At 59.6% G+C, this 14,295-nt stretch carries 14 protein-coding genes; 1 reads left to right on the top strand and 13 read right to left on the bottom strand.

Features of this window, described 5'->3' with window-relative positions; all coding sequences use genetic code 11:
• Positions 1-97: 97 nt before the first annotated feature.
• From aroQ to B5F39_RS11630, 10 genes are all read right to left on the bottom strand, one after another.
• Complete coding sequence (aroQ, locus tag B5F39_RS11675) at positions 98-535, bottom strand: type II 3-dehydroquinate dehydratase (RefSeq protein ID WP_087367773.1); 438 nt, start codon at positions 533-535, stop codon at positions 98-100.
• A complete protein-coding gene (locus B5F39_RS11670; RefSeq protein ID WP_087367769.1) occupies positions 532-1,761 on the bottom strand; it encodes a shikimate kinase in 1,230 nt (409 codons plus the stop codon). Before B5F39_RS11670 ends, aroQ begins: the two co-directional genes overlap by 4 nt.
• Positions 1,761-2,912, bottom strand: coding sequence for a bifunctional chorismate mutase/prephenate dehydratase (locus tag B5F39_RS11665; RefSeq protein WP_087367765.1), 1,152 nt, complete (start codon positions 2,910-2,912; stop codon positions 1,761-1,763). The genes B5F39_RS11670 and B5F39_RS11665 overlap by 1 nt, the downstream gene beginning before the upstream one ends.
• A 31-nt stretch (positions 2,913-2,943) precedes the next feature.
• Positions 2,944-4,038: a chorismate synthase gene (aroC, locus tag B5F39_RS11660; RefSeq protein ID WP_087367762.1), complete on the bottom strand. Its 1,095-nt coding sequence runs from the start codon at positions 4,036-4,038 to the stop codon at positions 2,944-2,946.
• Positions 4,039-5,274: a 3-phosphoshikimate 1-carboxyvinyltransferase gene (locus B5F39_RS11655; RefSeq protein WP_087367759.1), complete on the bottom strand. Its 1,236-nt coding sequence runs from the start codon at positions 5,272-5,274 to the stop codon at positions 4,039-4,041. It lies immediately after the preceding gene.
• Entirely contained in the window at positions 5,271-6,362 is a 1,092-nt protein-coding gene (aroB, locus tag B5F39_RS11650) for a 3-dehydroquinate synthase (RefSeq protein ID WP_087367756.1), read from the bottom strand. Before aroB ends, B5F39_RS11655 begins: the two co-directional genes overlap by 4 nt.
• On the bottom strand, positions 6,359-7,207 hold the full coding sequence (locus B5F39_RS11645) for a prephenate dehydrogenase (protein ID WP_087367753.1): 849 nt from the start codon (positions 7,205-7,207) through the stop codon (positions 6,359-6,361). The genes aroB and B5F39_RS11645 overlap by 4 nt, the downstream gene beginning before the upstream one ends.
• Positions 7,208-7,210: 3 nt before the next feature.
• On the bottom strand, positions 7,211-8,227 hold the full coding sequence (gene aroF, locus B5F39_RS11640) for a 3-deoxy-7-phosphoheptulonate synthase (RefSeq protein ID WP_087367750.1): 1,017 nt from the start codon (positions 8,225-8,227) through the stop codon (positions 7,211-7,213).
• 382 nt (positions 8,228-8,609) lie between these two features.
• Positions 8,610-8,873: a metal-sensing transcriptional repressor gene (locus B5F39_RS11635; RefSeq protein ID WP_087367747.1), complete on the bottom strand. Its 264-nt coding sequence runs from the start codon at positions 8,871-8,873 to the stop codon at positions 8,610-8,612.
• A complete protein-coding gene (locus B5F39_RS11630) occupies positions 8,870-11,491 on the bottom strand; it encodes a heavy metal translocating P-type ATPase (RefSeq protein WP_087367744.1) in 2,622 nt (873 codons plus the stop codon). The genes B5F39_RS11635 and B5F39_RS11630 overlap by 4 nt, the downstream gene beginning before the upstream one ends.
• A 240-nt stretch (positions 11,492-11,731) precedes the next feature.
• On the opposite strand from B5F39_RS11630, the gene B5F39_RS11625 reads away from it, so the two are divergent.
• The gene (locus B5F39_RS11625; RefSeq protein WP_143330737.1) at positions 11,732-12,676 is read left to right on the top strand and encodes a hypothetical protein; all 945 of its coding nucleotides are present in this window, start codon (positions 11,732-11,734) and stop codon (positions 12,674-12,676) included.
• A 29-nt stretch (positions 12,677-12,705) separates the two neighbouring features.
• Here the strand turns inward: B5F39_RS11625 and B5F39_RS11620 are convergent, their stop codons facing one another.
• The 3 genes from B5F39_RS11620 to moaC all read right to left on the bottom strand — a co-directional run bounded on the left by B5F39_RS11620 (position 12,706) and on the right by moaC (position 14,293).
• The gene (locus B5F39_RS11620) at positions 12,706-12,921 is read right to left on the bottom strand and encodes a hypothetical protein (protein ID WP_087367738.1); all 216 of its coding nucleotides are present in this window, start codon (positions 12,919-12,921) and stop codon (positions 12,706-12,708) included.
• Between the two features lie 68 nt (positions 12,922-12,989).
• Positions 12,990-13,805, bottom strand: a complete 816-nt coding sequence (locus B5F39_RS11615; protein ID WP_087367735.1) for a MogA/MoaB family molybdenum cofactor biosynthesis protein — start codon at positions 13,803-13,805, stop codon at positions 12,990-12,992.
• On the bottom strand, positions 13,802-14,293 hold the full coding sequence (gene moaC / locus B5F39_RS11610) for a cyclic pyranopterin monophosphate synthase MoaC (RefSeq protein ID WP_087367732.1): 492 nt from the start codon (positions 14,291-14,293) through the stop codon (positions 13,802-13,804). The genes B5F39_RS11615 and moaC overlap by 4 nt, the downstream gene beginning before the upstream one ends.
• Positions 14,294-14,295: the final 2 nt, after the last annotated feature.

Here is a 14,295-nt window from a genome sequence, read left to right as displayed (position 1 = left end):
GCACGCCTCCGCAGCGGCGTTTTACGGGCCGCTCGTCGAACGCGGAAAATTTACGGCGCTTTACTGCGCGGCGTACGCGCGCAAAACGCGGCGGGAATTATTTCCCGCCGTGTCTCTCCGCAAGATATTTTATCGCGGCGCGGTAGCCCTCAAACCCCATGCCGCTGAATCTTTTCTCGCATGCCATGCCGGCGTACGATATTTGGCGGAACGGCTCGCGCGAGTCTACGTCCGATATATGCACTTCGACCGCAGGAAGAGCGACGGCCTTGAGCGCGTCGAGTATCGCCACGCTCGTGTGCGTATAGGCGGCCGGATTGATGACGATTCCGTCCGTTTTGCCGAAGGCCGCCTGTATCTTATCGACTATCGCGCCCTCGTGGTTCGACTGGAAGAGCTCCGCTTCGACGCCGAACTCTGCGGCGCTCTCACGGATGAACCGCTCGAGGTCGGCGAAGGTATTTTTGCCGTAAATGTCGGGCTCCCTTATGCCGAGCATGTTGATGTTCGGCCCGTTTACAACGAGTATTCTCATAATCCGAGCCTCCTTATGATTTCGCCGGCGGCCGCCTGAGCGCTCGTCTCATTGTCTACGGCGGCGTCGGCCAGCGCTTCGTATATCGGCGCGCGTCTGCCGTACAGCTCCTCGATCGGAGTCGATTGAGAGACCGGCCGGCCCGCCGAGGGAAGTTCACCTATGTCGCGGCGGATATATACGATGAAGGAATTCTGACGCATCGCGTCGCGGTTGTCTTCACGAAGCACGGAGCCGCCGCCTGTCGCTATAACGAGCGAGGACTTCTTGGCCTCGCGGGCTATGACAGAGTGTTCGAGTTCGCGGAAGGCCTCTTCGCCGTCAGACGCGAATATATCGGGTATGGCGCGCCCGCTCTCCTTTACTATCAGCTCGTCAGTGTCGGCGAAGCCGCGCCCGAGGGCGCGTGCGAGCAGCTTCCCCACCGTCGTCTTGCCGCAGCCAGGCATTCCTATCAGCAGAATGTTCTTAGTTCGCTTCTCTATCAGAGAAGTGATCTCGTCAACTTTTTCGTCCGGTATGCTTCGTCCGAGAAAAAGCTCCGCCGCCGCCTTCGCCTGAGCGACGAGCATAGCCAGTCCGTTCGCGAAGCACAGTCCGCGCTTCTCCGCGTCGAGCAGAAGCCGCGTCTTCGACGGATTGTATATGATGTCGGCGACTGCCTCAAGGTGCGGGAACGGGTCGAGCGAAAGCGGAGCCGCCTCCACATTCGGGTACATGCCGACAGGAGTCGTGTTCACTATAACCCGGGCGCCGGCGTGGCGCTCGAGATTGCCGTAATTGTCTTCGCCGCCGCGTGAGACTACCGTCACGCTTCGCGCGCCGAGGTCGCCGAGCGCCGTCCTGACAGTGAGCGACGCGCCGCCGCTGCCGAGTACGAGCGTCTTCTTGTCCTTGACGTCGATTCCCGCAGTGCGCAGCATGTGGACGAATCCGTAGTAGTCCGTATTGTAGCCGCGCAGCAGCCCGCCAGTGTTAACTATCGTGTTCACGCTTCCGATGCGCGCGGCCTCAGGGGAGAGCCAGGCGCAGTACGGCATGACATCCTTTTTGTACGGGACGGTGACGTTCAGCCCCTTGAACGCGCCGCGTTTGAGGAAACCGGCGAGTTCGCCGCGCTTAAGCTCTATCAGGCGGTAATCGTAGTTCCCCAGCTCGCCGTGGATATAAGGGGAAAAGCTGTGTCCGAGCTTCTCCCCGATAAGGCCGTATCCGGCTTCCGCCATCAGCAGAGGACCTCGTTATAGGTGCCGAGATAGCGCAGATACTCGTTCTCGCTCTCGAGGTCGCGGAAAAGCTTCTCCATCTCGGGCGCGTAGACCGAGCATTCAAGGTCGAAATAGAACATGAATTCGGACTCGCGGTCTGGAAGCGGGCGGCTTTCGAGTTTGCGGAGGTTGATGCCGAGCGCGTAGAACTTCGACAGCACGTTGTAGAGCGATCCTGGCTTGTGCGGCAGTGTCATCATGAGCGACGTGCGGTCAGCGCCGGGATATACTTCAAGATTTTTTGAGATGCAGATGAAGCGCGTGTAATTGTTATCCTGATCCTGCACGTTGGCCTTCAGCACGTTGAGGCCGTACTCCTCGGCGCAGAAGCGCGACGACAGCGCCGCGAGGTCGGAGCGGTCGGATTCGGCTACCGTGCGCGCAGCGACTGCGGTGTTCTCGGCGACCGTAGCTTTGACGTTCTTCAGTCCGGCTAGGAAGTTTTCGCACTGGCTCAGAGCCTGGCTGTGCGAGAGCACCTCGCGGACGTCCTCGAGCCTGACTCCGTGCTTCGCGAGCAGGTTATGGCTGACCTTCAGCCTGACGGAGCGAACTATGTAGAAGTTGTGGCGCGTCATAAGGTCGTATATCGCGTTGACGGAACCTGCGGTGCTGTTTTCTATGGGCAGTATTCCATACTGGCACATCCCGCTTTCAACGGCTTTGAAGACATGTTCGAAAGTGTTGAAATAGAGGATCGTAGGCGCCTTGAAGAGGCTGTCGCAGGCTATCTGGGAGTTCGCCCCCTCTATGCCTTGGCAGGCGACTGTCGGACGCTGCGGAAAGAGCTTCGGCGTCATGTCGAGCGTCTTGCGGATGCTTTCGTATGTGCTCGACGGCACGCCGTTGCAGAAATTCTGGTAGGAGCGCGTGGTCGCCATGATTGTGCGGTAGACGGACTGCGCGTAGTCGGCGAGGTCGTCTCCGGCCTGCTGTCCGATCTTCGCGAGGACGGCGCGCTCGCGTCCAGCGTCGAGTACTGGGAGGCCCTTTTCCTTCTTATACGCGGCGATGTCTTTCGTCACTCCCATTCTTTCACGGTAGAGCTTGACTATCTTTTCGTCGATTCCGTCGATTTTCTCACGCAGTTCTTCCAGTTTCTTTGACATTTTGTATTTCCTCCTTGAAAGTTTCCATTTTTTATAATTTATCCGCGTTGCGTTCAAGCAGCGCGTCCAGCGCTACCACGGCTGCGGCGGCCTCGACTACCGGGACGGCGCGCGTCACGACGCACGGGTCGTGACGTCCGGTGATTTGAAGCTCTTCCTGCTCCATCCTGGAAAGCGAGACAGTTTTCTGCTTTTTCAGTATCGAAGCAGTAGGCTTGAAGGCGACGCGGAATATCACCGGCATTCCGTCGCTTATGCCGCCGAGGATGCCCCCGGCGTTGTTCGTCCGCGTGACTATTTTGCCGTCTTCGGCCGCTATCTCGTCGTTGTGCTCTGATCCGCGCATAAGCGCCGCGCCGAAGCCAGAGCCGAACTCCACGCCCTTTACCGCCGGAATGGCGAAAAGCGCCGCCGCGAGCCTGCTCTCAAGTCCGCCGAATATCGGCGAGCCGACGCCTGCGGGCATCCCCGTCACGATGCATTCTACCACTCCGCCTACGGAATCGCCCTCTCTTTTGGCTTTAAGTATCGCGTCGCGCATCCTCATCCCCGCTTCCCCGTCGAGCGTGGGAAACTGCGCGGATTTGACTCGGCCGAGGACTTCTTTCGATTCGCCCATAGGGTCGAAGCGCGCGTCCTCTATGCCGGCAATCGAGAGTATGTGAGCGCCTATCTCAACGCCGCGCCGCGACAATATCTGCGCGCAGATCCCGCCAGCTATGCAGAGCGGAGCCGTCAGCCGTCCCGAGAAATGCCCTCCCCCGCGTACGTCCTGGAAGCCTCCGTATTTTATCTGCGCCGTCAGGTCGGCGTGCCCTGGGCGCGGAAGGTCGCGCAGCTTGTCGTAATCTTTGGAGCGGGTGTCGCCGTTTCTTATGACGGCTGCCAGCGGCGCTCCGCATGTGACTCCTTCGTTCACGCCGCAGAGTATCTCGACCCTGTCGGCCTCGCGGCGCGCGGTCGTTTCGGCTCCGCGTCCCGGCGCGCGGCGTTCCATGAAAACGCGCAGCGCCTCCTCGTCCACCGCCTCGCCCGCGGGCAGTCCGTCTATCGTTACTCCAACGCACTCCGCGTGCGATTGTCCGAATATAGTTACGTGTATCTCTTTACCGAAATATGAGCTCATCTATATCTCCTCTATTGAGCCGCCGAGACGTTTGTACTCATCCCAGAAGCTCGGATACGATTTGTTCACGCACTCAGCGCCGTCGAGAACGACCGGCTTCTCGCATCTCGTCGCTGCGACCGCCGCCATCATCGCTATGCGGTGGTCGCCGAAGCATGACACCTCCGCGCCGCCGGCAAGTGAATCGGAGCCGTATATCGCGACGCCGCTCTCCTCCTCGACGGCGCGGCCGCCAAGCGCGTTTATGACCGCCGTCACCGACGCGAGCCTGTCGCTCTCTTTCATGCGCAGGCGCGCCGCGTTGCGGAACACCGTCACCGCGCCGCGTCCGCGCGCCGCCGCGGCTGCCGCCATCGGGGGCAGGAGGTCGGGACAGTCGGAAATGTCGAATTCAATGTCTGAAAGCCCGTCGCCGGACAGCCGTTCCGCCATAGCCAGGCCGTGCGCCCTGTCGCCCTGAGCCGAATCCATGTCCATGCCGCAAAGCTCGACTGACGAGCCGAGCAGATCCGCTGCGTTCCAGAACGCCGCCTGCGACCAGTCGGCCTCGACCGACGCGCTGAAAGGAATGTAATGCTGCCCGCCGCCGGCGAAATACCCGCCGTCCTTTTCCTTTATCGCTATTCCGGCCTTAGACTGTGAATCGACGGTCATCTCGACGTACGGAGCCGATTCGAGCGCAGTCGATGCGCGCAGAGACGAATCTCCCGGCAAAAGCGGCAGGGCGAAGAGCAGTCCGCTGAAAAACTGACTCGACACGTCGCCGCGCAGCGAATATCCGCCCGGCTCAAGCCTGCCTGATACTTCGAGCGACTTCGTGTCGTAAGAGAACGATATACCTTTTTCAAAGAACAGGTCGAAGTACGGTCCCTGCGGGCGTTTCATAAGCCGGCCCCTTCCGGTGAAGCGTCCGCGTCCGTAGAGAGCGAGCGCTATCGGGATGAAGAAACGCAGAGTCGAGCCGCTTTCGCCGCATTCGAACATCCGTCCGCCGTCACCCCCGCGTCCGGCCGTGCCTGTCACTTCGATAGTCCCCTCGTCCGTGTGTTTCCATTCCGCACCTATGCACTCTAGGCATTTGAGCGTAGCATTGATGTCGTCTGAAAAAGTAAGGTTCGATATGACCGAACGGCCGTCCGCGAGTGCGGCGCATATAAGCATCCTGTGCGCGGCGCTCTTGCTCGGCGGCGGCGTCACCCGCCCGCACAGCGAGCGCGGCGCTATTTTAAGCTTCATTCTGCGCCCCCCTGCGCCGCGGAGGCGAGAGATAGAAAGCGCTCGCGATCTATCGGGAAGATTTCGGCTTCGCCGAGCTTCTTCAGCAGAATGAGCTTCACGGCGGCGCCGGAGGATTTCTTGTCCACAGACACAGCCTCGCGCATGATCTCAGGCGGGCACTCTATAACTTCGGGCAGTTTATACTCTTTTAAAATCGAACGTATTTGTGTTTCTATATCACACGGCGTAACTCCAAGCGCGGCTCCGACGCGCGACGCCGATACCATGCCCGCCGCGACGGCCTGGCCGTGCGTCCATTTTTTATAGCCTCCCGCGAGTTCGTAGGCGTGCCCCAGCGTATGTCCGAAATTCAGTACCATGCGCGCTCCCGTGTCGCGCTCGTCTTCCATGACGAGCGCGCGCTTGATGTCGCAGCACGTGTAGATTATCTCTTCTATTTCATCCATCACGCCGGCCCTGCCGCCTAGGGCCGCGAGCCGGCCGAAAAGCCCCGCGTCCCTGATGCAGCCGTATTTTATTACCTCCGCCATGCCGTCTGAGAAAATCTTATCGTTCAGCGTCTCGAGGCACTCCGGATCTATCAGCACTGCCTTCGGCTGCCAGAACGCCCCGGCGAGGTTCTTCCCGGCCTTCAGGTCTATTCCGACCTTGCCGCCGACAGATGAATCGACCTGCGCCAGCAGCGTCGTAGGAACTTGTATGAAATCCACGCCGCGCAGCGCGGTGGCCGCCGCGAAGCCGGCAAGGTCGCCCACCACTCCGCCTCCGAGCGCGACTACGGCGTCGCTCCGCGTGAAGCCGAAGGACATCATATCCTCCCACAGCTCGCGCAGCATTTCCGGCGACTTCGATTCCTCGCCGGCCGGGACCGCGTGCAGGCGCACCTTGTATCCCGCGTTTTCAAGCGAGGCGACGGCGCGCTCGCCGTAAATTCCGCCGACAGTAGTATCCGTCGCCACGAACACGCGCCGCGCCTTCGGCATAAGCTCCGCGCACTTCGACGGCAGAGCGTCTAGGGCTCCGCGCCTTATCTCTATGTCGTACTCCCTGCCCGGGAGCGCGACCCTCAGCGTCCTCCCCTTCATCTTCCGGCCCTCTCTTCGCACTCGACGCCCTTCGCGAGAAGCGATGCAAGACGCCGCCCGTCAGACGCTTCGAGCGCTTCGCGATATTCCGACAAATGTTTTATCATCAAGTCTATCTCGTTCATAAGAAAATCCCTGTTGTCTATAAAAAGCTCAGTCCACATAGAGGGATTGAGCTTCGCGACTCGTGTCAGGTCTGCGTAGCTCCCGGCCGAATATCCGGCGTGCTCCTGCGCGCGAGGGCTCTTGACGTAGGCGTTGGAGACTACGTGGCACATCTGCGAAGTGAAGGCTATCATCTCGTCGTGGTGTTCGGCGGTCGTTATAGTGAACCTGCCGAAGCCCGCCGGCGCGAGCAGCCGCTCCGCCTTTTCCGTAAGCCTGTAGTCCCCGCCTTCCGGCGGGACAATTATCATGGACGCGCCCCTGAACATATCGGCCCTGCTGTTTGCGAAACCGGAAAATTGTATCCCAGCCATCGGATGACCGCCGAGAAAGTCGAAGCCGTGCTCGCCGGCAAGCGCGAAACCGGCCCTGCATACGTCCCTCTTCACGCCGCAGCAGTCCATCACGAGGCCGCAGCCGCTGAGATAAGGCGCGGTCTCGGTCAGATACCGCACCGCTGCGGCCGGATACAATGCGATCAGCAGCAGATCGCATTCCCTGGCTTTTTCCGGCGTCAGCACGCCAGAAATCGCTCCAGCTTCCGCCGCCGCTTTCATGGTATCAGCGTCGGCGTCGCAGCCGAGCACGCGCGCGCCGCCAGCCGCATAGGCGCGCGCGAATGAGCCGCCTATCAGCCCGAGCCCCGTTATCCCTACGGTAAGCCGCTCTTTACCCGGCATGGTCTAGTCTTCCGCGAGAGCGGCCGCACGCACGCGGCGCACGGCCTTCACGACGTCGTCGAACTGCTCTGGGCGAAGCGACTGCGCGCCGTCGCAGAGCGCGTGCTGCGGGTCGTTGTGTACCTCGATGATAAGGCCGTCAGCTCCGCAGGCCGCAGCCGCCATCGACATGCTCTTGACATAGCGCGCGACGCCGGTAGCATGGCTCGGGTCCACTATCACGGGAAGGTGCGAAAGCTCGTGCAGAACGCAGACGGCGCTCAGGTCGAGAGTGTTGCGCGTCGCCGTCTCGAAGGTGCGTATGCCTCGCTCGCAGAGTATTATGTTCTCATTGCCGTTCGACATAATGTACTCCGCGCTCATCAGCAGTTCCTTGATTGTGTTCGCGAGGCCGCGCTTTATGAGAATAGGCTTGCGCGTCTTGCCGAGCTCCTTAAGAAGCTCGAAGTTCTGCATATTGCGCGCGCCGACCTGTATCACGTCCACGTCCTCGAAAAGCGGAAGGTGGTTCGCGTTCATGATTTCGGTGACGATCGGCAGCCCGGTCTCCTTTTTGGCTTCCAGCAGAAGGTTGATGCCGTCGGCCTTCAGCCCCTGGAAGTCGTAGGGCGACGTGCGCGGCTTGAAGGCGCCTCCGCGGAGCATCGTCGCGCCGGATGCCTTGACGCTCTTCGCGACGGAGATTATCTGTTCCTCGCTCTCCACCGAGCACGGGCCGGCGATTATCGCGAAATTGCCGTGCCCGACGGGAATCTGATCCTTCCCGACCTTTATCACTGAATCGAGCGGGTGGAACTTCCTGTTCGCGTTCTTGAACGGCTCGGAGACGTGCTTCACGCTCTCCACTATGTCGAGGCCGGAAAGCAGCTCGTCGTCCAGCTTGCTGATGTCGCCTATCACGCCGATGACTGTCGTGTAGTCGCCCTTTGAGATATGCGTGCGCAGCCCCTGCGCCTCTATCCACTGCACAAGGTCGCGCACCCTTTCCTCTTTTGCCTCCGGTTTGACTATGATTATCATTTCAATATCCCTCCTGAAAAATCTCCGCGCCTTGCGCGGCCAATAAAAAAAGCCTGCGGTGAAGTTGTTCATTCACCGCAGGCTTTGATTTCTCTGATTTCGTTTGTCTTGAGAAAAGCGTTTCGCAGCAAAAGACACCTTCACTTATTCAGCTTTGGGGGCTAAAAAAGTAAAAGTATCCAAAATAAAACTGGTAAGCTGCGAACTGCTTCATTATCAATAAACTCTCCTTTTGTACGGGATTGACCCGACGGTGAAAATCCTAGCACCGCAAAACTTTGTTGTCAACAGGAAATTTATAATAAAAAGCCGACGAAACCGAGCGCCGGCAAAAGCCCCGCCGTTACGGCGCGCGGCGCGAAACGGCAGGGGCCGCGTCCTGTTACTGCGCCATTTTTTCGAGCAGCGTCAAAGCCTCTTCCAGCTTCGGATTCGGCTCGTCTGTCTGAAGCGCCTCCTTCACGCAATGCCTGATATGCGCCTGCAATATATCCTGATTCGCGCGCTTAAGGAGGGCCTGCGTCGCTAGAAGCTGATACGAAATGTCGACGCAGTAGCGGTCCTCCTCTATCATTCGCAGAATACCGTCGAGCTGTCCGCGCGCTATCTTTATTTTGCGGCTTACCTCGGCTTTGTCGGCCTTCATTCCGTCTCCACGCCTGTGACTTCGTATCCGGCCTCCTTGACGGCCTTCGCGAGAACCGAGCCGTCAACGTCCGTACTCAACGTGACCGTTGCAGTCTTTGTCTCCAAAGATACGTCAACGTCCTCTACGCCCGCCACATTCTTCAGAGCCTGCGTTACGTGCTTCACGCACATCTGGCACATCATGCCCTCCACATGCAGAACCTTTTTCATTTTCGCATCTTCTCCCTTCGTCTCTTTATTGACTTCAGCGCCGTCTTCTACGGCTATCGCCTCGACGCGGCACTCTTTTGCGGAATTTCGCGCTTCTCCGCCGTCCCCGGAGGCGGCTTGGAACTTCGGCTTGAACAGCCGCAGCCGCAAAGCGTTCGACACGACGAAGACGGAGCTGAAACTCATAGCGAGCGCGCCTATCATCGGGCTCAGCTTCAGGCCGAACGACGGATAAAAAACTCCGGCCGCGACCGGAATGCACAGCGTATTGTAAAAGAGAGCCCAAAACAGGTTTTCTTTTATATTGCGTATGACCGCCCTGCCGAGCTGTATCGCGCCCGCCGCGTCCAGCAGGTCGCTGCGCATGAGCACGATGCCGGCGGACTCGATCGCCACGTCCGTGCCGGCGCCTATCGCTATGCCTACGTCGGCGCGCGCGAGCGCCGGAGCGTCGTTTATACCGTCGCCCACCATCGCAGCCTTCACACCCGACTCCTGGATGCGGCGCACCTCCTTCTCCTTATCCTGCGGCAGCACCTCGGCTATAACCTCGTCGGCTCCGACCTCGCGCTGTATGGCCCGAGCCGTGCGCTCGTTGTCGCCAGTCAGCATGACGACCCTTATCCCCATCGCGTGAAGCTCTTCCACCGCGCGGCGGCTCGTCGGCTTCACGACGTCGGCGAGCGCTATCACCCCGGCGAATCTCCCGCCGTAAACGAAGAAGAGCGGCGTCTTGCCTTCGTCGGCAAGCTTTTGCTCAAGCTTGCGCTCCTTGTCGCCGTACAGCCCGTACTCCTCCATCAGCTTTCTGTTGCCGCCGCGCCACTCAGTTCCTTCTATATAACCTCCGACGCCCTTGCCCGGCTCCTGTCTGAAACCCTCGACCGGTTTTAAGGGCAGTTTATCACAGGCGGCTTTCGAAACGATCGCGACGCCAAGCGGATGCTCAGAATACTTTTCAAGCGACGCGGCGAACGTCATGAATTCATCCGCGCTCATATCGGAGCGGTGGATCACGTCCGTCACCTCCGGCTCGCCCTTCGTGATGGTCCCGGTCTTATCCAGCACCACGGTCTTTATGTCGTGCGCCGTTTCAAGCGCCTCCGCCGATTTTATAAGAATCCCGTTCGTGGCGCCGCGTCCCGTCCCAACCATAATAGCCGTCGGAGTGGCAAGGCCGAGCGCGCACGGGCAGGAAATCACGAGCACCGCGATTGCACGCGAAAGCGCGAACTCAACGCCGTAACCCAGAGCGAGCCACACTGCGGCCGTGACCAGCGCGACCGCGATGACCGCTGGGACGAAAACGCCGCTCACCTTATCCGCGAGCTTGGCGATAGGAGCCTTGGAGCTCGTCGCCTCATCCACAAGCTTCACGATACGCGCCAGCGCCGTCTCGTCTCCGACTTCCGTCGCGCGCATCCTGAGGTAGCCGGACTTGACAGTCGTCGCGCCTATCAGCTTGTCGCCGGGCTGCTTCTCAACCGGGATGCTCTCGCCGGTGATGGCCGACTCGTCCACGGCGGCGTGCCCTTCCGTCAGAACGCCGTCCGCCGGGACCGCCTGCCCCGCGCGCACGACGAGGACGTCCCCCTTCTCCACCTCTTCGGCGGGAATCTCCGTCTCCTCGCCGCCGCGCACGACGACGGCGGTCTTGGGCGCAAGGTTGATAAGTTTGTTCACCGCGTCCGACGTACGCCCCTTAGCGCGCGCCTCGAAGAACTTGCCGAGGGTTATCAGCGTCAGAATCATTCCCGCCGACTCGAAATACAGATCCATCGAGAAATGCGACGCCGTCGTGAAATCGCCGCGCCCGAGCGCGAAAGCTATCTTATACAGCGCGTACACACCGTAGACGAGCGCCGCGCCGGCGCCGAGCGCGATAAGCGAATCCATATTCGGCGCCCCGTGAGCGAGCGACGCAAAACCCACGCGGAAAAACTTGAAATTGATAAACAAAATCGGGACGGTCAGAATAAACAGCGTCAGAGCGAAAACCATAGCGTTCTCCGCACCGTGGAAAAAAGCCGGGAGCGGCCAGCCCATCATGTGCCCCATAGAAATATAGAAAAGCGGCGCGGCGAAAACCGCCGACGCGACAAGCCGCCGTTTCATCCCCTCGTACTCCTTCATCGCCGCGTCCACCGGTGCGGGCGCGGATTTTGAAGCAGCCTTCGCGGCCTTCCCTCCGGCGGCGCGCAGCGAAGCTCCGTACCCTGCCTTCACGACGGCGTCTACGATTCCGTCCGGGCTAAGCGCGTTCTCGTCGTACTCGACAGTCATACTGTTCTTCAGGAGATTCACGGAAACCTCCTTCACACCAGGAAGCTTCGCGACGCTCTTTTCCACGCGCGCGGAACATGCCGCACAGCTCATGCCGGTAACGTCGAAATAATCCTTTTTCATATTCTATGCCTCTTTTCATCATAGCTCTAATACCTACCCCTAGTGGGGGTATATGGATTATACTTCGCTAACGCTCTTTTGCATAGCCCCGAGCAGCCGGCTTTTGGAAACTTGACCCAAAGCGGCACAGAAATCTATAATTTCAGCGCTGTCCGCGTGCGGGAACGCGGACGGGCCTCGCGTATATTAACAATATGACGGAAGGATTCAATGCCGCGCATGCGTGAAACTGAAAAAATAATGGAATACGCAAGGCTCTCCAGAGCGTCGTATAAAGATCCCTCAGAGATGAAAGAATTTCTCGCGTCGGACCCGACTGGCATGAAGTACACGTTGGCCGGCTACCGCGACGAGGAGGCAAGCGGCTTTCAGTGTTATCTTCTGCGTGACCTCTCGGACGGCGGTTATGTGTTCGCCTTCAGAGGCACGGAGTTCATACGCGAGCCGTTCAAGGACACTATACTCACCGACGCGCGCATGATGCTCATCGGCCCGCCGCGGCAGATGTACGACGCGCTCGCGTTCGCGGCAGAAATGGAGAAGAAATTCGGATTTTCCGGACACAGCGCGGTCTGCACAGGCCACAGCCTCGGCGGGACGCTCGCAGCTATGACGGCCTACGTCTTCGGCTTCGAGGCGTACGCCTTCAATCCATACGGAATAGGCAGACTGACCCGTTCGGCGGACTGCGGCGGAAATATAGCGGAGTTTATGAAGAAGCTCGGCGTTACGGTGAAAAAGAGCCGCGAGAATATACACAGCTTCGTCAACATCGGCATGTTCGAGCAGGATTTCGTCGCGGGGCTGCTGACCTCCGCGACTGCGTCGCACCACGTCGGCAGCGTCCATTACCTGAAGGACGCGCCAGGCAACTGGCTGAGCATAGCAGACAAGCACACAGTGGCGAAAACGCTGGAAAATCTCAGCGAAAACAGATGGGCCGACGAGTCCGACGCGCGGAACTGCCTGCTGCGGCGCTGCGGCGAATGGCTCGGACAAAGCGGCGTCGCCCGTAATGTCCGCTCGGCGTTCTCCGCCCGCAGGAAAAGGACGCTGAAACGCAGGCGCCGTATCAGGCGCTGCATGAAAGCTCTGGAAAAACAGCTTTTGCGCAAAGGTGCGGCGAAGCGGCGTATATACGATATAATCGCGAGATATTACGGAACGCGCGGAAAAGAAAAGTAATCTGCGCCGGCTGCGGACAAGCCTGAGCGTCAATCATTTTTCGCCGCTTCCATGCGTTCGACGTCCGTTATCCTGATTATCATAACTTCCCTGCCGCTTACCAAAACTGATTCGTCCTCGAAAAATTCATCGCAGAAAACGCCTTCCACTGCGCCGCCGTCTCTCGTGAATACTTTGACGCAGCGGTCGTAAAGACGCCGGTATTCTTCGTGAAAGGCTTCGGAAAGCGGATAACTCGCCGGCATTACCGATAAATATTCAGACGGGGAACAGCCGCGCTATTAAGCTGACGCGCGGCTGTTCTCCGTATTTTTCAGTGCTTATGTCCGCCGCATTCGGAGGCTTTGCCTGTGAGCGTCTCGACCGCGTGGCGCAGCCCTCCCGCTATCGCGCCGAAGCACTGCTCCACTCCGCGGCGGCTCCCCGGGAAAGCGACGGCGAGCGTGCGTCCGGTGATTATGGCGACGGAACGCGTGAGGAATGAGCGCTCCGTGTATTTCAGCGTCTCTATGCGCATCATTTCTCCGAAGCCCGGGACGGTCTTGTCCGCTATCGAAAGCAGCGCCTCGGGCGTGTTGTCGCGCTGCGAAAGCCCTGTGCCGCCTGTCGTAAGAACGAGGCTTATGCCGGCCTCGGCCCACGCCATGACAGCGGCGCATATCTCTTCCGGGTCGTCTGGGACGATTTTCTTGTCCTCCGTCACGCATCCCTGCATGAAGGCGAGATGCTCGAGCTCCGGCCCTGCGGTGTCCTCTCGCTCCCCCCTGCTGCCCTTGTCGCTGACCGTGAGCACGGCAGTCCTTATCGCGGGCCATATCTCGGCCTTCTCTGATACGCCGAGGAATCCGGCCCGGCATACGCGGAAGCGCCCGTCCTGCCAGCGCAGAAGGGTGTCTCCGTCCTTGCCTACCGAGAGGAAGTCCCCTTCTTTCAGTTCGGCTTCGCGCGGAAGCACGACGGTCATCGCTCCGGCGCGTTCTTCGCCGTCAAGCGGATCTCCCGCGCGGGCCCAGAGCACCTGTATCTCTACGTCGTTGATACATACGTTTCCGTCCCTGTTTGTGCTGACGTAGCAGAGAGTGTGGTCGCCTATCAGCGACGGCGCGTACAGCCTGAGTATTCTCATCATTCCCCGTAGCCCCTTCCGGCGTTCCATTCGCCGCTCTTGCCTCCGGTTTTGCGGAGCAGGCGGATGTCCTTGATTATCATTCCCTTGTCTATCCCCTTGCACATGTCGTAGAAGGTCAGCGCCGCTACGGAAACCCCAGTAAGAGCCTCCATCTCTACGCCCGTGACTTCGGATGCCGATGCCTCGCAGGTGATTTTGAGCGCTTTCTTTTCGTGATCAAGCTCGCAGCGTACCCTTACGTTGTCAAGCCGTATCGTGTGGCAGAGCGGTATAAGGTCGGGCGTGCGTTTCGCCCCCATTATGCCGCCGAGCTCGGCTATGGAGAACGGGTCGCCTTTCTTGACGGCTCCATTGGAGACGGTCTCGTATATCGAGTCAGGGAGGTACAGCCAGCCCTCCGCCCACGCGGTGCGTTTTGTGACGGCTTTACCGCTCACGTCTACGAGCGTGGGCCGGCCTTCCGCGTCGAAATGAGTATATTCGCCCATGA

It is taken from the genome of Cloacibacillus sp. An23 (assembly GCF_002159945.1).
Taxonomy (GTDB): Bacteria; Synergistota; Synergistia; order Synergistales; family Synergistaceae; genus Caccocola.
The sequence above is the reverse complement of the archived record's forward strand: the minus strand, read 5'-3'. Positions and strand labels throughout refer to the sequence as shown.